The 22,264-nt window shown below is 42.7% G+C and carries 21 protein-coding genes; all 21 read right to left on the reverse strand.

Going from position 1 to position 22,264, the window contains the following annotated elements:
* Positions 1-40: 40 nt before the first annotated feature.
* Positions 41-625, reverse strand: coding sequence for a Maf family protein (locus tag ACRWQM_RS16480; protein WP_434927955.1), 585 nt, complete (start codon positions 623-625; stop codon positions 41-43).
* Positions 626-704: 79 nt separating this feature from the next.
* Positions 705-1,196: a rod shape-determining protein MreD gene (gene mreD / locus ACRWQM_RS16485; RefSeq protein ID WP_226411689.1), complete on the reverse strand. Its 492-nt coding sequence runs from the start codon at positions 1,194-1,196 to the stop codon at positions 705-707.
* Entirely contained in the window at positions 1,193-2,263 is a 1,071-nt protein-coding gene (gene mreC, locus ACRWQM_RS16490) for a rod shape-determining protein MreC (RefSeq protein ID WP_434930669.1), read from the reverse strand. The genes mreD and mreC overlap by 4 nt, the downstream gene beginning before the upstream one ends.
* A gap of 82 nt (positions 2,264-2,345) precedes the next feature.
* Entirely contained in the window at positions 2,346-3,395 is a 1,050-nt protein-coding gene (locus tag ACRWQM_RS16495; protein WP_188842525.1) for a rod shape-determining protein, read from the reverse strand.
* Positions 3,396-3,574: 179 nt separating this feature from the next.
* Positions 3,575-8,158 carry a DUF6701 domain-containing protein gene (locus tag ACRWQM_RS16500; protein ID WP_434930670.1) on the reverse strand — a complete coding sequence of 1,528 codons (4,584 nt, stop codon included), beginning with the start codon at positions 8,156-8,158 and terminating at the stop codon, positions 3,575-3,577.
* Positions 8,148-8,597 carry an MSHA biogenesis protein MshP gene (locus tag ACRWQM_RS16505; protein WP_434930671.1) on the reverse strand — a complete coding sequence of 150 codons (450 nt, stop codon included), beginning with the start codon at positions 8,595-8,597 and terminating at the stop codon, positions 8,148-8,150. Before ACRWQM_RS16505 ends, ACRWQM_RS16500 begins: the two co-directional genes overlap by 11 nt.
* Positions 8,587-9,426, reverse strand: a complete 840-nt coding sequence (locus tag ACRWQM_RS16510; RefSeq protein WP_434930672.1) for a PilW family protein — start codon at positions 9,424-9,426, stop codon at positions 8,587-8,589. Before ACRWQM_RS16510 ends, ACRWQM_RS16505 begins: the two co-directional genes overlap by 11 nt.
* On the reverse strand, positions 9,426-9,995 hold the full coding sequence (locus ACRWQM_RS16515) for a type IV pilus modification PilV family protein (RefSeq protein WP_434930673.1): 570 nt from the start codon (positions 9,993-9,995) through the stop codon (positions 9,426-9,428). The genes ACRWQM_RS16510 and ACRWQM_RS16515 overlap by 1 nt, the downstream gene beginning before the upstream one ends.
* Positions 9,985-10,470, reverse strand: coding sequence for a type II secretion system protein (locus tag ACRWQM_RS16520; RefSeq protein WP_434930674.1), 486 nt, complete (start codon positions 10,468-10,470; stop codon positions 9,985-9,987). Before ACRWQM_RS16520 ends, ACRWQM_RS16515 begins: the two co-directional genes overlap by 11 nt.
* A gap of 375 nt (positions 10,471-10,845) precedes the next feature.
* On the reverse strand, positions 10,846-11,361 hold the full coding sequence (locus ACRWQM_RS16525; protein WP_434928914.1) for a type II secretion system protein: 516 nt from the start codon (positions 11,359-11,361) through the stop codon (positions 10,846-10,848).
* A gap of 95 nt (positions 11,362-11,456) precedes the next feature.
* Positions 11,457-12,062, reverse strand: a complete 606-nt coding sequence (locus ACRWQM_RS16530; RefSeq protein WP_434930675.1) for a pilin — start codon at positions 12,060-12,062, stop codon at positions 11,457-11,459.
* A gap of 108 nt (positions 12,063-12,170) precedes the next feature.
* Positions 12,171-12,764 (reverse strand): hypothetical protein, encoded by a 594-nt coding sequence (locus tag ACRWQM_RS16535; RefSeq protein WP_434930676.1) that lies wholly within the window; start codon positions 12,762-12,764, stop codon positions 12,171-12,173.
* A gap of 33 nt (positions 12,765-12,797) precedes the next feature.
* Complete coding sequence (locus ACRWQM_RS16540) at positions 12,798-14,012, reverse strand: type II secretion system F family protein (RefSeq protein WP_434927943.1); 1,215 nt, start codon at positions 14,010-14,012, stop codon at positions 12,798-12,800.
* Between the two features lie 2 nt (positions 14,013-14,014).
* On the reverse strand, positions 14,015-15,775 hold the full coding sequence (locus ACRWQM_RS16545) for a GspE/PulE family protein (protein ID WP_434927942.1): 1,761 nt from the start codon (positions 15,773-15,775) through the stop codon (positions 14,015-14,017).
* Complete coding sequence (locus ACRWQM_RS16550; protein ID WP_434930677.1) at positions 15,772-17,124, reverse strand: tetratricopeptide repeat protein; 1,353 nt, start codon at positions 17,122-17,124, stop codon at positions 15,772-15,774. The genes ACRWQM_RS16545 and ACRWQM_RS16550 overlap by 4 nt, the downstream gene beginning before the upstream one ends.
* Positions 17,121-18,077, reverse strand: coding sequence for an ExeA family protein (locus ACRWQM_RS16555; protein ID WP_434932050.1), 957 nt, complete (start codon positions 18,075-18,077; stop codon positions 17,121-17,123). Before ACRWQM_RS16555 ends, ACRWQM_RS16550 begins: the two co-directional genes overlap by 4 nt.
* Before the next feature lie 27 nt (positions 18,078-18,104).
* On the reverse strand, positions 18,105-19,784 hold the full coding sequence (gene mshL, locus ACRWQM_RS16560) for a pilus (MSHA type) biogenesis protein MshL (protein ID WP_226411713.1): 1,680 nt from the start codon (positions 19,782-19,784) through the stop codon (positions 18,105-18,107).
* Between the two features lie 13 nt (positions 19,785-19,797).
* Positions 19,798-20,115 carry an MSHA biogenesis protein MshK gene (locus tag ACRWQM_RS16565; protein ID WP_434927936.1) on the reverse strand — a complete coding sequence of 106 codons (318 nt, stop codon included), beginning with the start codon at positions 20,113-20,115 and terminating at the stop codon, positions 19,798-19,800.
* On the reverse strand, positions 20,096-20,758 hold the full coding sequence (locus tag ACRWQM_RS16570) for an MSHA biogenesis protein MshJ (protein ID WP_434927935.1): 663 nt from the start codon (positions 20,756-20,758) through the stop codon (positions 20,096-20,098). The genes ACRWQM_RS16565 and ACRWQM_RS16570 overlap by 20 nt, the downstream gene beginning before the upstream one ends.
* A complete protein-coding gene (locus ACRWQM_RS16575; RefSeq protein WP_434930678.1) occupies positions 20,755-21,363 on the reverse strand; it encodes a fimbrial assembly protein in 609 nt (202 codons plus the stop codon). The genes ACRWQM_RS16570 and ACRWQM_RS16575 overlap by 4 nt, the downstream gene beginning before the upstream one ends.
* Positions 21,360-22,241 (reverse strand): biogenesis protein MshI, encoded by an 882-nt coding sequence (locus ACRWQM_RS16580; RefSeq protein ID WP_434930679.1) that lies wholly within the window; start codon positions 22,239-22,241, stop codon positions 21,360-21,362. Before ACRWQM_RS16580 ends, ACRWQM_RS16575 begins: the two co-directional genes overlap by 4 nt.
* Positions 22,242-22,264: the final 23 nt, after the last annotated feature.

Genomic DNA, 22,264 nt, shown 5'->3' on the forward strand with positions numbered 1-22,264 from the left:
TAACATGAAAATTAAAATGATTTGTGTGTTATTTCTGTATTCACGGTTGAGCCATTAGCTGCATTAATTGTCGTGTTTCTACTAACGGCAAGCCGACAACGGCAGAATAACTGCCTTTAATCGTCTCAACAAAACAACCTCCAAGCGCCTGAATACCGTAAGCACCGGCTTTATCCATTGGTTCTTGAGTGGCTATATAAGTGTCAATTTCGTCATCGGTAATATGACAAAAGGTCACATCGGTAACACAAAGTCGGCTATACGCATGTGTACCATCAGTCATGGCGACACCTGTCATCACCTGGTGGGTATGACCTGACAATTGACGCAAAATATGTTTCGCATCAGCAGCATTTTGCGGTTTACCCAAAATTTTGCCTTCAAGCACTACTGAAGTATCTGATCCTAACACCTTGGCATCTGTTAGCGTTGGCACTAATAACAATCCAGCTTGCGCTTTTTCTAACGCAAGACGAACCACATAATCAGCAGCAGACTCGTTCGCTAATGGCGTTTCATCAATATCAGGGGACACCTGCTCAAAGGAAAAGTCAGCAATTGAAAATCCGGCCTGGGCAAACAGCTGTTTTCGTCTAGGTGAAGTGGAAGCTAAAACCCAAGTCATTTGAATTACACTCTCTTTAAAATCAGCCCCTGATGAGCAGCTATAGTATCAATAAATCAATTTCACTGATGTTAAGCAACTAACGTACTTTATACCTACGGCGAATATTTCTCAGTATCCAAAATACCCACCACCAAATTAGTACGCTTGAAAATGCAGGTAAAAACATATCGGTTTTGAAAGGCGTTTTGCCAACGAGCACATATTCGGCCCAATAAATAACAAAATGATAGATACAAATAAACATTGCAATCAGCAGTGTTTGTTGCCAACGGGGAAAATTACGTAAGCGTTGAAAATGCATCACAACAACATAAGTTATGAGTGCGAAAGCTAGCCCTCTTATCCCTAATGTGGCGCCAAGTAATACGTCTAATAGCACGCCTAATACCCAGGCCGTCAAAATACTATAACGGTGCGGCAATGCCATTGCCCAGTATATCATCACCATCAACAGCCAATCAGGACGCCATGCAGCAACCACATGGGGCAATGGCATAATCTGGAACATCATGCCAATAAATAATGTAATCCAAACCACCAAACGGCCATTGGGGATGTGAGCGCTCATTGTCTCACCTCTGTGGTTGACTGTGTTTGAGTTGATTGTGTTTGAATTGGCTGTGCTGGGGTTGATTGCACAGGAATAGCTTGTGTTTGAATTTGTTGCACTTGATTCGGCTGCATTTCGCTTGATGGCACTTGCTGCGTCGCGCTATCGGGAGTGGGCTCGATTGCAACGCCTGAATCAATCTTTGGTTCGACAGTGTTATTGTTATCAGTCTGCTCTACGGCCGGTAAAATAGGCCAAAAAGGCTTATCATCTGCTTCACCGGGCCAAATCAATAACACATAGCGAATACGGTCTAAAGCAGCCAAAGGTTGGGCATTTATAACAGCATAACTTTGGCCATCGTCCCGTGACACAGATGTCACCCTAGCAACAGGGTAGCCTTCAGGAAAACGATTACCTAGGCCAGAAGTCACTAATAAGTCACCAGCAATAACATCAGTGCTTTTTGCTACGTGCCGTAACTCAACTTGATCAATCTCACCTGTACCATTTGCAATAGCACGCACATCATTGCGGGTTACACGCACCGGAATACCATGGCTAGCATCTGAAACCAATAACACTCGACTGGTTAATTCACTGACCTCAATGACCTGACCCACAACACCTTTTGCATCAACCACTGGCTGACCCACAAACACACCGGTACGTTGACCATGATTGAGAACAACTAACTGACGAAATGGGTCGCTAGCCACTTCCATCACTTCTGCAACCACTTTGCGGGATTCCATATGTACTGGTGACCCTAAAAGTGCTCTTAAGCGGACATTTTCTTGGCGTAAATGCTCAAAACGTTGTAAACGCTCTGACATTAATAACTGCTGATCCATTAGCGTTTTATTTTGTACCGCCAGCATATTACGCGTCGCCAAGGCTTCAGCAGTCCAATCAAGCATCAAACCAGGGACATTAGCTAAATATTGTAATGGACTTAATAAGGAAGAAAGGGATTGGCGAACAGGCTCAAGGCGATCGTTGGCAACAAATAATACCACCGACAAAATAATAGCCAGTGTGAGACGGAATTGGTGTGAAATACCACGAACAAAAATTGGTTTCATAAAAAATTAGGCGGCAAAGCCAAATAGTCCTTCTTGCCAATAGCCAAAAGCTAACACACTTCGCCGCTTAATGAGGGGTTGATTAGTTCTCTTCAGAGAACAAATCGCCACCATGCATATCGATCATTTCTAACGCTTTACCACCGCCACGCGCAACACACGTCAGTGGATCATCCGCTACCATGACTGGAATGCCGGTTTCTTGCATTAATAAGCGATCTAAATCACGAAGTAATGCGCCGCCACCTGTTAGTACCATACCGCGCTCTGAAATATCAGACGCTAATTCAGGAGGAGATTGCTCAAGGGCAACCATAACAGCACTAACAATACCTGATAATGGCTCTTGCAATGCTTCTAAAATCTCGTTGCTGTTCAACGTAAAGCTTCTTGGAACACCTTCGGCCAAGTTACGACCACGCACTTCAATTTCAAGCACTTCATCACCTGGGTAAGCAGTACCAATAGAATGCTTAATACGCTCTGCGGTAGCTTCACCAATTAACGAGCCATAATTACGACGAACATAATTGATAATGGCATCATCAAACTTGTCACCACCGATACGAACCGATGATGAATACACCACACCATTTAACGAAATGATTGCCACTTCAGTAGTACCACCACCGATATCGACAACCATAGAACCGGTTGCTTCAGATACTGGTAAACCAGCACCAATTGCAGCAGCCATAGGTTCTTCAATTAAGTAAACCTCACGAGCACCTGCACCCATTGCCGATTCACGTATCGCACGACGTTCAACTTGCGTAGCACCAACTGGCACACAAACTAATACGCGAGGACTTGGGCGGAAAAAGCTATTGTTATGCACTTGTTTGATAAAGTGCTGCAACATTTTTTCTGTCACATAAAAATCTGCAATTACGCCATCTTTCATTGGGCGAATAGCTTGAATATTGCCAGGTGTTCGGCCAAGCATTTGTTTTGCTTCGGTTCCGACTGCTGCCACTGATTTTGGCCCGTTACCGTTTCGCTCACCACGAATAGCAACTACTGAGGGTTCGTTTAACACGATACCTTCATCGCGAACATAAATAAGAGTGTTTGCCGTACCTAAATCGATCGATAGGTCGTTAGAAAAAATGCCGCGCAGCTTTTTGAACATGTATCAGGCCTGTATTCTGTGAAGTCAGAAGAAAAAAATCAGCTAACTTTATCAATCACACCCACAATCCACAAGACCGTGAGGGTTAACAATTGCTAATCTGACTATATTTTTTTAAAAAGAGCCCTTAAATAGGCTAAATGGTCCAGTGAAAAAGTGAATTAGCACATAAATCGTCATTATTGCCTTACTTCTTCCCAGTAAATAATTCTATCATGGCCTCGATAACGACCAAAAAAAGCACTTGCCTGGGGGTTAACCAATAAATTGATCGAACTCGTGTCGTAATTCCAATACCATTGCAGCCAACTATCAACTTGCGCAGGTGCTTGCACTTGACCACGATAATTATTCGTACCTGTATTTTGCCAGAACAAGGTCATCTTCCCTACAGAAATATTAGTACTATTATTTGTTCTTGTTACCGTTTGACCTGCAACCTTAGTCGGAGTATAAATTTCTGCTCCAGATAAGCTGCCATTAATTACGCTGCAACTATCGCCAACATTGACAACCCACTGACTGCCGTTCCAATATTGTGCATAGGTTGGCATGCGTAATATTTCATTTTCAGGTCCATAGGTATTATCCATAGTGACCCTGCCATGACGTAAATCCTGAGTAGTGATGCGTTTGGCACTGCAAGTATTTGATGGCGTAGTGCAATTGCCCGCTGTGTCTGCGCGCATGTCTGGATCGGCGACAAACGCAATATTAGTGTCATTATCAAAAACCTTCACGCCGATATCTAACACGCTAAAAGGCCCATCAACATTAGGCGCCGTTGTGCGAGCAAATTTGGCTCGATAACTTGCATCGACCGAAGCCACACCGGCAACCCATGACGCCGCATTGACAGGTAGGCTACTGAGGCGGTTTGACAGCTCAGTACCATTATTACTATTTTCGCCCACTAACTGAGCAGTCCCTTTCGCAAAGGCTGCTTGATAATTTTTCGTCACACTCGAAAATATATTGTAAGCCGTAAGATTCATCGACAATGGGAAAGGCTGGTCCATATAACTAAACACGCCACAGGCTGGTAATACACTTACACCGCTCACCACAAATCTATCTGGTACAAAGCGGCCAATATTTGGTGATTGTGCTAAGGGAATATCATAAAAGCTGGAGCCTAAATAATTAGTAGGCGGTTTAGCCGTGAATGTAAACACCCCAACTTCACTTATTGATTGAGGCACAATACTAGTGTTGGTTGTTTGGGCCACTTGAGCATAACTTACGTTAGAAACAGTCCCAAGCTCGCCACCTGAAGGCGCAACTATACTACGGCCTAATGTAATATTGCTGTGGGCATAATTAGGGGTATTGAGATTGTCACAGTAATTAGTATCACCATCAATTTGCCAAGCTTTACCTTGAATGAGTAAGTTAAATGATTCCCCGGCTTTTTTATACACATTACAAGTGCTATTTCCTGCTACACATTGGGCACCTATATCCTGCGGCGTAATACATAAACCTACCGGAAAACTCACAAAGGGATCATTACCTAACATAATTAACCCTTGTTCATTACCCGTGCCTGTATATCTCGCATCGAGTTGAAGCTGGCCCGCATCAGGATAATTCACCGCAATTTTCGCCTTGCCTAAGGCATCAAATGCAAGTGCTATATTGGTTGCAGTCGCGCTTGTTTTACCCACACTGGTACCATTTACTGACACACTTTGACCATTAATGGGTACTGAGGGACTGGTATAAGTGCTCCAAAAAGCGACATTTTTAGACACATTGGCAAAACTTGGAATACATTGCTTGGTAATATCACTCTTTTTAACCGCACTAACCACTATATCTGGCGCAGGTTTGTTGGCTAACTTATCGGGCACATCAAAAATAAAACCACTATCACCAAAGGTTAGCGTGCAATTAGCAGCAGATGCAGCACTTCCAGCAATACGGCATAAGGTCTGACTGAAAGGTTTAGCACCAGGTGTTGAGCCAGTTACATCAACCACCACTGTGCCTACAGTATTGCGATTCAATTGCAGTGTAGTAGCGCCGCCACTAAAACTGACAACATTACCACCAACCCAGCCTCCTCCGCCTGTGACCGTTGCAGGGCTTAGCGTGGCGGTAACAAAATCTGGCACAGTTTGACTACAATCAGCATTGGCACAGGCTTTAAGGGTTAATGTTTCAGGGCCACAGGTTAACCCGCTGCCACTGTGGGTAAATTCAAAATGATCAATCACCACCCCAATCGGCCTTGAATCCAGTGCACAAATTTCGACGTTGTCTATTTCATGGTTGTTAGTCGCACCACCAGTTGAGCCGGTTAATGACAATAAAAAATCAGCAGGAATGGCCGCTTGAGTGCTAATAGCCGCGGCATTAAAAGCAGGGACAACTTCAATGAATCCACTACCACTATTACGCTCAACTTTAACAATCGATTGGCCGGCTATTTTTGAATCAATGGTAATGCGATACCTGTGTGCTGGAGTCACATTATTATTATCCACCGTTGGACTAAGACAGCTTCCCCCCGTATTAGTGGTGCCATTATTACAAGAGCCGCGTAAGTAAGGATAACCTACCGTGCCAGCCCCGGAACCTCGAACGGCGACAGACTGACGCCTTCTTCCCGGGCCACTTGGCCCGCCTTCCGTTGAAAAGTTACCGTATTCATCAATACCAAAACCTAACCAGCCACCAGCAAAACCATTGACGTTTGATCTAGCACCATAACCCAACGGACCGCCGTAAGCACCTGCCTGTGGGGTAACCGCGGCATCCGAAAGCACAAATGCGATACCATCGGCGCCACTACCGCCATAGGCATAGTGATAAAATTCAATTTCAACGAGATTATTTGCTGCTGGAAATAAGCGTTGATAGGTTGAAGAGGTGGCTTGATTACCGGCCGCCTGAGTTACCCGCAAGCGATTGTTCACAATAGAAGGGGTAAAACCACCACCACTATTTGACACAACCCAGTCATTGCCCACACTGCTGCGCTGAAAGTCGTCGGTAAAACATTGTCTCACTTTGGTTAAGCGCTCAATGGCAACAAAGCTATAATTTTCAAAAATGTGACTCCTGTCGGTATCTCGATAAGTATCCTCATCATCAACCATACTGACCAGGCTATTAGTTAATTGACAACGACGTAACCAACCGCCATCCCCCCCATTACGGCTATTTTTGCCTGCAACTAATACAGGGGGAACAGTGAATCCGATTAACGGTGTTGTGTAGCCACATTGATAATTCAGATCTTGTACGCCGCCAACATTAAACGTCTGAGACTTACCGAAATGGTAATTGGTATTTTCACCTGCGAGCACCATTGCTCCGCTGCCTGATTTTAATGATAAATAACCAATGGTCTCATTCTGAATTTGGCTATTATTCAAACCACCCGGTTGGCATCGAGCGCTATTATCTCTTACTTCAGAAGTGTCTAATGCCAGTTCAATACCCGTCGAGGTAAATTGTGAGGTACTAGTAAACCAACAATTGTTATTGCGGGTTTGAATTTGATTCAGCAATACATCCTGGCTAGCAGGCAGCGTAACGGGCGTATAAGGTGAGTTAGACCCGAACAATGCTTGATTATAATTAACTGAACCGGCTATAAGCTTAGTGCCATTAGGTAAATCATAATTACCAGGGGTCACGGCTATCCAATGCACCTCAGGCATATTATTAGAAGGAATATATTGATTGGTGGGTGATTCAGGCTCTTGCTTTAACCAGGTAAAACCTTGTGCGGTCACATTACCAAGTAATGCTGACGCGGGACCATCATTATTACTATTACTGGTTGAAACCGTTGGCATTAGAAACACCAAGGGCTTAACCCCCGTTGGAAAGGCAGTGGTAAAAGTAATGCTAGTTGTGGTTGCTTTGCCATATTGAATATGAAAAGGCACAGCCACTGAAGCATCATTAATTTGGCCATTTGAGTTAATAGTTAAATATCGCGATGTAACCCGACCATTAATAATTGAGTTATTATCAATAGTTAAGGTTTCATCACTATAAACACGCCCACCAATAATCGCTCCAGAAGTTAAACTCAGGTTTTTATAGGCAACTAACTGTAACGAATGAGTATTGGTTTCGTTAATTTTAGCGCCGTTTAATTGAATGTTATTACCAATAAAAATGCGCGCATTTCCCTGCAATACTATCTGTGCATTTTGATTTAATGTTAAAGAATTTATCCAGTAGTCCCCAGCAGGGAAAACCAACTTAGCACCACTTCCAGCCTCTATAGACTGAAATCGATACTCTTGCTGGGTTGAAGAGAGGGTAACAGTACAGGCTGAATATAATGCAATTGAACTGAATTGATTTTGGCCCGTATTACCCAAACTAATATTTTGATTTGCAGTACAGAACCCTACACCACCATCGGCACCATTGCTGGTTTTAAAGGCATCATTGCCATTTAAGCTCAAACCTCGAGTATCACTGCCTGTGACTGTGCAAAAACGATCGCCTCCAGAGGCGGTATCGCAGCTATCATTAGGTAAGCCTGAACCACTATTATTAGAACAATAAGCCAGATCTGCGCCCAAAGTACCATTTATGCGCGAGCCTCCCTGCATAGAAAGCTGTGGGTTAGAAATCTGATTGCAACTATTACTGCTGTTTTGATGATGCCCTTGTGCCACTGTAGGCCAGGTCACTGATTCATCAATAGCATCAAATGCAAATACGGTCGTTGTAAATAACGCCGTTAGCACGCCAATACAGCTAAGAACACGCGATATCAATTTAATTCCCACGGGCTTCTACCTCTACTTGCCTTTGCACTCTTAAACAGTCAGTACTGCTGTTAGCACCACAGGCTCCGGTTTCACACACGGCCTTACTGCTAATACGGTACTGAGTAAGGGAACTGACTGTCGCGCTATTGCAGGTAATGGTGACACTGCAGCCATGAAATCCAACCGCATTAGCAGGAGGTGTCCAGGTTGAACTCACATTGGTGCATAATGCAGTTGCGCCATTTAAAGGAAACAGTTGTGCTAACGCAGCATCGGCACCACTGTTCGCACTATTAAGTGCCCGTGCGCCCCATACTTCCATAGAAATAGAGGCATCAGAATCATCAACAATGCGCAGTAAACTTGCCGCGAGCAAAAACATCACTATTAGCACAAAAATACCAATCACTAATGCGCTGCCTTGTTGGTGTGATTTTATCGACAATTTAAGGAACATTGATCACCTGTACCTGATGCTGATATTTAAATGACTCACCATTGACACTAAACCTAGGTTCAATATGCACAATCGCATTAGTCACCAAACTGGATGGTGTTAAGATTATGGCGGGCTCAATTAATAAACTGTTGATAATATTTTGCGCCATAATCACCCTGTTAGCCATTGCTGTCGGGGCTGGCTGACTGTTTTGATAACCATAATTAGCGTAACGGGTTAAATCTGAGGTGCCATTAGGTTGGTTTTCAACACAATAGCTCACAGGTTGCGCGGTTAGATAAAGCCGCTTTAATGGCGAAGCTTCAGTAAATCGAATTGATGCGCCAAAGGTTAAGTCAACTTGATCGCCACTGGTGCTAACATTTGATATTAGAAATCGTTTTGCGGTACTGCCGGTTGGATTATAAATTTCACTTGCGGTTAGCGGATAAATAGTCGCCCATTGCCCTGCTAAAATGGTTTGATTAATCACAATTGCACTCAGTATATTACTTGTTGCAGCCGGTGCGATTGGTGCATTAACGTAGGATGTACTGGCAGTAACAGGAACAAATTCTATACACTGGTAGCTGCCATCTGCTGCTGTTAGTAAACGGGTTGAATTAGGCAGTGCGCTGCGTATCTCTCGAGTCATCCGCTCGACCCCAAAACGACTTTGGCTTAGCACTTGGTCTACCGCACTCGATTCAACAAAAATACGCGTGCCAAAAATGACAAAGCTGCTAACACCAACCACAATTATGCCTAAAATAAGAATAACCATGACCATTTCTACAAGCGTAAAAGCGGCTTGTTTAGCCCATTTAGATTGAGTAATCACTCGCATCAGTAATTACTCCTTACGGCTTGGTAAGTGATCACTTCATTACTGGGCGTAGTGACATTGACCGAAATCAGCTTAGCAGCCTGAGTGGTGGCATCAACGTACTTCACCTCAACACTCAGACCAAAATTAATATAAACAGCTGCATAGGTTTTGTTTGAGTTAAACATCAATGAATTGATATTCAATCCATTATAATCATCTACATCATTATAATTGTCACGAGTCTCACCGTTTGGTCCTAATGTGACTGAGCATGTTAACCCTAAAGGACTATTACACGCAGGCACACCACCATTGGGGTTGGTTTGTTGATCATAGCGTTTACCCCAAATCTCATTCATTACAGAATGGGCTAATTCAGCAGAGCGCATCCGGTGCAGTGACTCAACGGATCTGTCAGCCTGGGGGAAAAACATCGATGTCATCATCACAATGGCGATGCTGATCACTAACATTCCCACCACTAATTCAATCAGTGAAAAGCCCGTGTTAGGCCGATTAAGCGACTTTAGGTGTGAGCGTGCTAAACACGGTAACAACTGGCTTAAACGACTTGAGTTATAAAGCATAAATATAACCCTCAGACTCAACAGCCACGTTTAAAATGTCATCAGCATTAATATTGAAACACGCACCAGTACAACTGGGTGATAACATTCGACCTAAACTATCAAAAGTGATGTTAAATGACTGACTAGCGGATACGACTAAACTGATGGAAGCGCCGCCATTAAAGCCTTGTATTGCCTCACTGCGAATAAGAGTAGCGCAGCTATTGCCTGCGCGAGCACTATAATGGCGTAACTGATAACCCGTTGCAGTGACATTAACCTCATAGCATCGGTCGGTGTTATTCAGTGCCCTTAATTGAGCTTGGCGAAGCTCTGAAATGAATTCATTGCGTAACGTGTATGCACTAAAACTCGAACTTGAAAAAAATCGCGGCAACACCACAACCGAGACAATACCAATCAGTATTATCGTGGTCACAAGCTCGACTAAAGTAAAGCCGTTTAGTCTTGATGTTGAACGATTTAAATCCATATTGCCCTTTCGATAAATTCAGCAAAAAAATAGCAATTAGCACTTGATAGTATGGCAAATTTTTTAAGTATTTGTCTGCCTATTTATAAGTGGATGCACAAACCATCTTTGATAGTAAATCGATTACAAAAAGGTACCGAAGCTAGTTAAGTGGCTCATGGCAACTTAGTATTGGCATGAGTAAAGAAGTTTTTTTACCCTTTTCTAGCTCACTTTTAGTAAAGGTTAATAGTAAGTCGTCTGTAAGATGATTAGTAGGCATTTTTTCAATAGCATCCAGCTGAACCGCCACGATCGTTCACCTTTGCGCTACCCGAATGACAGGTGTAAAAAAGCCTGCAAAAATGCAGGCTTTTTTATTAAACTCTATGTTATTTAGCAATCAGCTGCTGCAGCGCTAATAACATAAGTAGGCAATGTAGTCGCACTTGCTTCTGTGTAAGTAAGCTTACATGCAGCTGGAGCACCTTTCTGCCAAATTTCAACGGTTTTAGGCGTACCAGCGTTCGCTTTAATAATCCATTCAGCTGTTCCAGTTGTCGCCGTTGGTGCGCCATCGGCACCCGCGTCAAACACAACGTCTAATGCTTTCTGTAAATCAACCTGAAGTGCATTAGTATAGCCATACTGAGTAGTTATCGTAACGGGTACCGCTGTTGTGCCACCGATAGTCACCGTTTGGTTAGCGGCTTTTTCTTTTCCAGATAAAGCTGCTTTTGAATAAACTAAAGTATTGCCACCTTGAATAGCTGCTTTCATGCCCGCTAGTGCTGACACTCGTGCATCACCTTGCAAGTTAATGAACTTAGGCGCAGCAGTAACCGCTAAAATACCTAAAATAATAATCACGACCACTAATTCGATTAGGGTAAAACCCTGTTGTTTTTGCATTAATTTTTGCATAGTAAGCCTCTCAAAATAAATAAAATAAATTCATGTCTGTTTAGCTGTTATTGTCTAATATAACTTAACAGCCAAATTAAAAATTAGTTGTTGGTAAACGACAATACCTGTCCTGTGCCTGGATTATATGTCACGCCTTTTGCGCCAGCTGTGCTTAAGTCAGGAGCGGGAGTGGCTATACCTGTGGTCTGATTTATCGTCAAAGATGCTATTTGGTGATAAACGCATAAATCAATACCGGCCACACTAGTGCCGTTTATCCCTGTAGCCGAACCGCCGACATTGTCTAATGCTCTAACCGTATAGCGCTGATCTCTTGCGTCTGCTGTATACAGTACATTACGCGGTGCACTTTGCAATACGCGATTAAATACTTCCTGGCAGGTTGCATCTGTCATAGAGGTCACGTCAGTATTGGTTGTTCCTGTGGGGAAACCAAAACGAGTATCTAAAGATACACTGGTACCGTCTAAAATAACCGACGTATTACGACGACCATCGACTTCCCATTGTGCTCTCACAAAACCAACCGCAGTCGCTAAGCCACCCGACACACCATCAACACTGGCATTTTCAGCATCTTCTGTCACGTTTAAAAAACGCGGAATAGCGGTTGCCGCAAGCAACCCAAGGATCACAATAACAATGACCAACTCGATTAATGAAAAGCCTTTTTGATTCAACTTCATAAGTTATACACTCTTTCAATTGTCCCATCGATTTATCTACACCTTAGCATTACACTAAAATGACGATATCTCCACTGATATTAGCAGCTTATTGCAACTTGCTAAAATTTATTTACTTTCTATAGCTACTTTTTGAAAAAAAAGCACTTGTCCAGAGGTAAATTGATAATTGATATTAGCGGAATCTTCCGCGGTATATCGACATATTTTATCATTAGCATCATAGCTCACCTCAATGTCGGTTAATTGAGTCGCTAATAATTGATACCATAAACGTTTACATCCTGGAACATCTAAACTGTCGATCACCGGCCATCCTTTATCGGACAGGCTAATCCAATTATCTGTTGCAACAAACTGATTGCCTAACGTATCTACTACACGTTGCGGTGAAACTTTAGCAGATGCTATAGCACTTTTATTGTCGGGTGCCTTGGGTGCCTTGGGTGCCTTGGGTGCCATGCTTGGCCAGTTAAGCAGTAGTTGTTTCGGTCTACCGCTTGATAGCCACTGGCTTTTTATCATTGTGGTGATATTAAGAAAACGCGTATGCTCAAGGGCTAAGCTTTTACCAGCAATAGCAGGCATGGCGTTAAAATATTTAATTCCTAAAACAGCCAAAACTAATAAAAATATGCTTATTGCTACTATACGACCATAGATTTTCAGTAAGTCATCATCAGCCTTTTGTTGTTTCAGCATAAATGTTCCTCACCTATTGAGGTCATTGATAATCTAGCCTTTAACCACATTGAGCATATCCCACATAGGGAGGTAAATACCTAAGGCGAGGATCAATACGATACAAGCAACAAAGCCAATTAATATAGGTTCTAGTTTAGCGGTGAGATTTTTTAAATCGTAATCAACCTCGCCCTCATAAAAATCAGCAGCGTCAGTTAATAGTTGGTCAATCTGTCCAGTTTCTTCACCAACGGCAACCATTTGCAGCACTAATGGTGTAAACAACTTACTTTGATTCGACACTCTAAGCATGGATTCGCCAGACTCTATTCCTCGTCGCATACCTACAATTTTGTCATGCATGTAAGCATTATCTACCGCATCTGCAACGAGACTGAGCGCTTGTGTCATTGGTACACCTGCACTTAACATCATCGAAAAACTGCGGCAATAACGCGCCAGTGTCGAACGCTCAATGATTGAACCTACGGCAGGAATATGTAACTTCCATTTATCCCACTGCTTCTCGCCTTTTTCACTGTGCAACCAATAACGAATACCCACGATTATGCCAATTAAGCCGACTATCATATGTGGCCAAAAATTCACAAATAGACTAGAGGTTGCCATTAAAATTTTAGTTGCCCAGGGGAGTTCGGCACCAAAGCGTGAAAACATATCAGCAAACTTAGGGATAACCATGATATTAAGTATTACCATAGCAATAGCGATCGCAATTAACACAAACATGGGGTAGCGCATAGCCGATTTTATTCGACGACGAGTTTCCTGCTCACGTTCGATATAACCAGATAATTGAATAAAAGCATCTTCTAGCTTACCGGTATTCTCACCAACATGAACCATTGAAATAAATAAAGAATCGAATACATCTTGATGTTGATTCATCGCAGAAGACAAAGGTCTACCAGCGGTTAACTGCGATGATATATCATCCAATGCTTGTTTCATCCGCACTGAATGAGTGGTTTCCGACAGCCCTGCTATTGCCCTTAAAATAGGAATACCAGACCGAGTCAGCGAGTACATTTGCCGTGAAAAAATTTGTAACTCTTCCAATGACACTTTACTGCCAAACAAGCTAGTAATAGAGAATGTCTTTTGAGGTTTTACCACTCTTAGTTCTAACGGAATAATGCCACGGCTCATCAAGGCGTCCGCGGCTGAGTTTTCATCCGCTGACTCCAGTTGCGCCGTCACTGACTGACCTTGCGCATTTCTACCTCGATAATGATAAGTGGGCATAATTACGCCTCAGCCGTTTGTTGGTTTATAACATCTTGTGATAACGCAATTGAAGATTCACTGACATCTTCAACCAACTTGGACACCTCTTCCATAGTCGTAGTGCCCTGAAATAAGTATTCCATCGCGGATTTAGCCAAAGGAACAAAATTAGGGCTTTTTAATGCTGCGCGGGCGAAATCCTGCGGATTACCTGTACGCATGGCATCAATCATGTTCTCATCAAGTTCTAGTATTTCAAAAATACCGATACGACCACGGTAACCTGAACCGCTACATGTTTGACAGCCCGTCCCTACTTTAAAGGTGGCCTGTGAAAAATCTTCTTTAGAAACACTTTTCAACCAACTGGTATCAGCTGGGGTTAATTGATAATCGACACTGCAATTATGGCACACTCTGCGCACAAGACGCTGGGCAATGATCACTCTTAAAGCACTGGCAACTAAATAACTAGCCGCGCCCATATCGAGCAAACGTAATGCGCTGGTGACCGCATCATTGGTATGCAAAGTCGATAATACAAAGTGACCGGTTAATGCGCCTCGCAAACCAATTTCAACGGTTTCTTGGTCACGCATCTCGCCCACCATTATAATGTCAGGGTCTTGACGTAAGGTGGTACGAAGCACGTTAGAGAAATCTAAACCAATCTTATGATTCACCTGCACCTGGTTAATGCGCGGTAATTGATATTCCACCGGGTCTTCTACTGTAATAATTTTACGGTCGGCTGTATTTAGCTCTCTTAAAATACCGTACAAAGTGGTGGTTTTACCGCTACCTGTTGGGCCTGTTACCAACAACATGCCATGGGGGCGTTTAATTTGTTTACGAATACGGGCAACAATGTGTGGCGGCATCCCGGTTTCATCTAGTGTGCGTAAACCTGCTGTTTGATCAAGTAGACGCATTACGACTGACTCACCATGATAAATGGGCATAGTCGACATACGAACATCAATCTTATGCCCCTTAATTTCCATGTGGAATCGACCATCCTGCGGCAAACGTTTTTCAGAAATATCTAGCCCTGCCATCAGCTTTAAGCGCAACACTAAAGCGGAAGCAATATTGACTTCATTTAAAATATTTTCGTGCAGTTGTCCATCAACACGCTGGCGAATACGCAGTACTTTTTCACCCGGTTCAATATGAATATCTGAGGCGCGCATTTGCACTGCATCTTCAAATATTGATTGCAGTAACTTAACAACTGTTGTTTCGTTATCGCTGTCACCTTGGGTTAAATTTGCCAAATCGAACATGTCGTCAGCGGCATATTCTTCATCTAATTTACCGGCAATTTGCGCAATTTGATCTGTACGACGATATAAATTATCAAACGCGTCTAACAGCTGCTGTTCAGGTGCTACCGCAATTCTTAGTTGTTTAGGTGCAACAAGAATTTCCAAATTATCGATTGCTTGAAGGTCTGCAGGGTCACTCATTGCCACTAAGACACTATCGTGGTTGCTCTCAACCACAAGTGCACGATGTCGACGCGCCTGTACTTCTGGAAGAATATTAACCACTTCAGGGGTAATCGGCAGGCGACTAATATCTAAAAAGGGTAAGTTTAATTGCTGTGATAAAAACTGCAGTAATTGCGTTTCACTAATACTTTTTAAATCAATTAAGGTACGGCCGAGTTTTTTACCGGAACTACGTTGCTCTGCTAACGCTTGTTGAAGTTCAGCTTCCGAAATAATGTGTTCTTGGACTAAAAGATCACCTAAACGCATCTTTAACTTAGGTTTCATTGGTTTTCTCCTAGCTGCGCTAAACGCTGCTCAACAAATTCAATCGCAGTATTCGATAATCCTGGATAGCTTAATGCAGACCGATAAGCTTCGGCCGCTTTGACATATTGCTGCTGAGAATCTAATGCATAGGCTAATCCCATCCACCACCGAGCCTGTGTTGACTCAAGGGTTAACAGCGAGCGGTAAGCAGACTCAGCCAAACTATATTGACCTATTTTTTGGGCTACTTCACCTTGAAATACCCACTTATCTTTAACAAAGTGACTACTATCATCAATGTAGCTCAATGATTGCAGAGCGGCGCGATATTCTTGCAAAGCGTTTTCAATATTGGCTTTGATTAAATAAAATTCCCAGTGTGACGGAAACATACCTACGCCGCTTTCAAGTAATCTAATCGCGGTATTAGCATTATTTTGAGCGTAATAAATACTCACTAACTGTTTGCGCGCCGCATGTAAGCTAGGGTCGAGTATTATCGCTTCCAAATACCCGCTTGATGCATCACTTAAGCGTTTTTCTTTTTCTGCCGTTTGCGCCTTTTGAAATAACACCTTAGCTAATTGCGCCTTGGTCAGATTGACTTCAGTTACCTTCATATTACTCGCCACAGCTTGCTGACTTACTGGTCTATTACTGGCCTTTTGCTGCGGTGATTGTTGCTGTTGCGATGTTTGTTGTATTTGAGCTTGTATAGTCGAGTTAGCCTGCGCAGAGCTAGCCACTGCAGGTGCTTCACTCTCGGTTGTTATCGCGGTAGCTTGTACAATATCTGAGCTGGCAGTAACATTGACTGTATCTTGCTGCTCCAAAGTATCGGATTGCGGTGCTAACTCTGATAACTGGGCATCTTGCTTGGCCATAGTAGCTTCAGCTGGTTGCAGCTCGATATTTTGCCCATCTAAAATTTCTGCTGCAATAAAATGGCTGGCGGAGTCATTACCAAGCTCTGTAGATAACGCAAGTTGGGTTAATTGTTCGTCCGACATATCCTGCTTTTGGCTAGTGTCTTCAACTTGCTGGTTATCCGATGTTATCACTGGTGATACAGTTGAAGAAATAAGTGATTGTTCGGGTAAACTGGTATTGTTAGTCGATATTTCAGGCAAAAATTCTGCCGCATCCTCAAGCTGCTCACCTTGCTGAAGTAAACTATACCCAAACCACGCCATAGGAATAGTCAATGCCAGCACTAATAATCCTAAACGTGTTTTTTTTGGTTGTTCAACCTGACTGTTAAACTCTACTTGAGGACGCACAAATTGGCTTGCTGGTGCAGTATCTGCACTAGTCGCATTCTGCTGACGCTGCTCTAAATCTTGCAGCATTTTATTGATTACGCTCATAACCACCCACTTATTCGTGCCAGCCAATGACCGCAACATGAAATCGAACTGAAATGTAATCCAACCAAAACACTTAACGCCACCCCGATGAAAACGAGTACTGGTTTAAGGGTAAATAATTGTGATGAGGACACAATACTCTTATTGGCATCTTCGGTATCGTTAATTGCCGCTTTACAATGTGCCAAGGTGACTTTGGTAGCCCCTTCTCCATAAGCAAGTAATAACGTTTTATGGGCGAGTATATTCACCAACCGAGGGATCCCGCGTGCGCCGGAGGCGATTAACTTTGATTCTTTAACGGTAAAAGTGGCCAGACCTTGGTAGCCTGCTATCGTGAGACGATGGTTCATATAGGCTTGAACCTCATCCCAATTTAATGGCCGTAAATGATAACTAAACGTAATCCGCTGTCTTAGCTGGCGTAAATTAGCCTGATTTAATCTGTCATCAAGCTCCTGCTGACCAAATAACACCACTTGCAATAACTTACGGCTTTCGGTTTCAAGGTTGGTAAATAATCGCAGTGCCTCCAAGCTTTCATCCGGTAAAGCTTGTGCTTCATCAATCACTAACACAACTTGAAAACCTTGCTCGCTCAGTGCTAATAGCTTTTCATGTATCAACCGGGTCAATTGCTGTTGATCAAGTTTTTCGGCGACATCAATACCTAAATCTGCCGCCACCGCCCAACGTAACTCAGCTGGGGTTAAGTAAGGGTTCGGAATATAAGCACATTGAAACTGCGAAGGTAATTCATTCAATAACTTGCGACAAACTAAGGTTTTGCCAGTGCCAACTTCCCCTGTAACCTTAATAAACCCTTCACCTGTTTCCAGCGCCATTTGCAGCACTTGCAACGCTTCAACATGTGGCGTTAGTCCAAAAAAGAATCCGGTATTCGGCGTCAATGTGAAAGGTAACTGCCGTAAACCAAAGTGTTGCAAATACATAACTGCTAATTCCTGATCAGCCAAAGGTTACTGCTGAGTCGGATACCAACGCTCAATGAGATCCTGCGAACGTTTTAGCTCATTTGCCCAGGTATCATCACCCACCACGGTAGGTTTTAGCATAATAATTAATTCGGTTTTTCTGGTTGAACTGCTGCGATTTGTAAATGCTTCACCTATAAAGGGAATATCTCCCAATAGCGGCACTTTAGACACAATTTCGATATTATCGCTCTTCATCAAACCACCAATAACCACCACATCGCCCGATGCCGCTTTAATCACAGTGTCAGATTCGCGAATTTCGCTTTGTGCTAGAGGTAATTCTAAGGTGGAATCACTGATTTTAATTAATTTAGTTTGCTCTTTCACATCTATAACTGATGGGTGGACATGTAATAACACATTGCCATCATCATCAATTTGCGGAGTGACATCTAACGCAATGCCAGAAAAGAAAGGCGTTAATTCAACCTGTGGAGTGGTCACTGGTGTGGTGCCTGCAACAGTGGTTGATGACACATCGGTGACAAAATACTCATCACTACCCACTTTTATAACAGCTTTTTGGTTATTAGAAGCGGTCACCCTTGGGCTTGATAGCACATTGACGTCACCTTGTGTATCTAACAGGCTAATCATCGCAGCAAAATCAGTACCTTTGACATTAATTGAGGTCACGCCACCAACTACACTGGTAATAGCATTACTTAATCCCTGACCTGCACCTGTGCCAAAATCAATGTTAGTACTGCCAACATGACCCATGACATTTTCCCATTGAATACCCTGCTGATAACCATCAGATAAGGTCACTTCAATAATTTTAGCTTCTAAAATCACCTGACGATGTAAATGAGTTTCTGCTTTTTCGATAAAATAGCGTACTTGGCGTAACTCATTCGGAAATGCACGAATCGTCACTAAGCCAGCCTGCGGAGTTACAACCACTTGGCGTCCGCCGCCAGTTTCCCCGATAATAGCGGTTAGCGTTTCTTTTAGTTCACCCCAAAAATCAGTTTTAGTTCTGGAACGGATAAATGTACCATTTGTATTATCGCTGCTATTACTATTACTACTGTCGTTATTACTGTTGTTACTCGAGCTACTGTTGTTACCTGAATTAGAATTACTGTTATTACTCGAATTTGAACTATTGTCGTTATCAGAAATACGACCTGAACTGACTGAAGTTAACGATAACCCCTCACGTTCCATATATAAGTAATTCAATGAGAAGGTCTCTGTACGCATTCCAGAAGGGAAAACACGTAATATCCGGCCTTCTCGACTCACCTCATAGCCATAAATGTCTTCAACAACCTGGATTGCTTCGGCTAAAGTGACACTCTTTAAAGACAGTGAAATACTACCTTGTACTTCGGGGTGCACAGCAACACTGAGTGGCGTACCTTCAACTAATGAAGGAAAAAAGACTCTTGCATCAACCTCATGCGCTGAAACATCAAATCGACGCTCTGCTGGAAGCGGCGGCATTGAAGCGCCAATACTGTTTTGACCATTAAGCTCACGTTGCACATCAGCGGGCATGGCAGCAGGAGGAGGCATAACCAATTTGGGCGCTTGCGCTTGCGTTAATGACTCATTAATTGATTGTTTTGATTCAGTTGGATCTGGACGATTGGTGGTTTGACATGCCATCAAACTTAATGCCAACAGAGGGGTGATATAGTTAATCGATTTCATTGTTATTATTGTCCTATCTCTCTGTTACCGACTGGAATAGTTGGAGTTTACGACCATCAGACAAGCTTACCTGGCTTTTACCAATTGCCACAATACGTACTCCTTGTACCCTATCACCAACTTTCATAATTTTATTATTTATCACCGCAAACGAAGATGCGCCATTAATGACGCTACTTAGCACTAACCTTTCTGTCGCATCCGCTATAACGACGGCTTGATAACTCGCGCTTGGTAAAGTCGGATCACGCAATGTCTGCCCATGGGCGGCAAAAACCACCAATGAAAGCAAGCTGCTCATAACGTAAGGATTAATCTTGTTTAGCAACACTGATAAAGTCCTTATTAATGCTTAATGTATATAACTCTAATTCGACATTTGCTGTAGGGTGTTTAGCAACTTGATAATCTAAACGCTTCCAATAAAGCTTATCTGGCATAGATTCAACCGCTTTAACAAAATTCAAAATAGCAAAATAATCGCCCTCAATTTGCAGCTTGATCCCATGGCTGTATAGGTTCATCTGATGCTGCTCGTCCTCACCCACCTGTAAAAGTGCAATTGGGGCAATAGAGCTAAATGAAATTAGCTTGATGCCTTTATCATTTGATAACAGATTAGCCAATACAGTGGGCATATAATCTGCTGGCACCATATCAACCATTTGCGCATCTAGCTCTGCATCAACTACACGCATCTGCTCATTAATTAATGTCAGCCTTTGCTGATAATCTGCATTGGGATCTAACATCAACCTTTGTTGATATAACTCAATCTGCTGTTCAATAATGGAGGTTTCTTGCGCAACGCTATGCAATTGATTATCTAGTTGGGTTATTTTCATCCAACTACCATCGAGTGGTAAAAAAGCCAGCATACCAATAACGATAAACGTTGCCGCAGCAATTAATACTCGTTCACGTTGAGTCAACTGATTAAATTTTTGCTCAATTAACTGCCACTTTTGTTTCATTGAGCCATCTCCTTACTCACCACAGGCATGCTGGTAAGCTTAAAGGCCAAAGGCTGATCTTCGCCTCGATCCATCGTCATAGTGGCAAAAGCAAAACCCTTAAGTGTCTCAGCCGTATTAAGTCGCTCAATCCATCTCGGAATGCTAGAGGGTTGCAGCCCAAAACCTTCAAATTCAATCTGGGTTTGATTAAAATAAATTCGACTCAACCAAACTGATGCGTCAGATACCACTGCCAAGTCAGTTAAAATAGGAGAATAACCTTGACTAATCAAAGCTGTGCGCTGCTCTAGTTCATTCTTAAGCAAGCGCTTTAATACTAAACGTTGCTCCTCAAGCTCAACACGGGCGACTAAGTCACGATCGGGAACACGTTGAGCAACCTGTTGTTCTAAGTTGTTTTTGTTTTCGATTAACATTTGCTGCTGAGCATTAGCCTGCTGCAATTCATGCTGCATATTATTCAATTGATGCCAGGCAAGGCCATATAAAAGTATGCTTACACTCAGTAACACTGCTAGAGCAGCCATTAACCTAGTAAAGTTTAACCTTTGCTTGGGAGGTAAAAGCGAAGCGGTATAGAGATTAATTCTGCTTTTAATCACACTTCACTCCTTGATAGTTCTACAAAGGCTAATTTGGCCAAATAAGCTGCAACACCTTGATGTTCGACCATAGTAACTGCTTGATTAAAGTTAGCAGCAACTAATTTAGTCAGAGCAGCTTGCTTACCCTCTGTCAGCAAGTTAATCGCAGCAACCGGCGCCTGGCGCAGCTGACTTTCAAAATAGTCCATTGAGCGCTGTATTTCTAAACTTAAGTTATCTGCCAACCCAGCACTCAAGTCTTGTTCTTTAACACCTTGCAACTCGTTAAAACCACGTACACGGCGTTGCATTAAAGATTCACCCGCTTTAATGACTGTGAATAACAACTCCTGGTGAGGTAAATGTGTTACTAACATGTGGGCCATGTTATCTGCGTCAAATATGTGAGTTAACACTAACTCTTCAATGGTAATACCCGCAATGGTAAAACCAAGTTCTTCACACGCACTCGCAATAGCGACAAGTTTATCTCGAGCGACAACAACGACATTGATTTTAGTGTTAGCGGAAACTGACGATTCAAAATAATCGAGATGAATATTGGCAACAGGTTCGGACACCATGTCTTTAACAGTCCAAATTAATGCTTGGTTAATTTCGGCTGGTTCAACATTAGGTTTCTCGGCTTGCAGTGATTGATAATGGCTAGCTGACATAACTATTTGCACAGTAGCCGTGCCAAACTTTTGTTTTATATCGTTAAAAGTTTCGTTCCAGTTCTGTTTTATTAATGGAAATTTGGTGTACGATTCGGCTTGACCTGACGTTTCACTTTGATAGACCCACACTGAGTCAGTGTCGACAAACACGCCCAATTTAGCGGAAGCCTCTGCTGTACGCCAAAAAGCCAATTTATTAACAAAACCACTATTCATCTAAAAACCTTTTTGCGTGTTAA

It is taken from the genome of Shewanella sp. HL-SH5 (assembly GCF_051163755.1).
GTDB classification, from domain to species: domain Bacteria; phylum Pseudomonadota; class Gammaproteobacteria; order Enterobacterales; family Shewanellaceae; genus Shewanella; species Shewanella glacialimarina.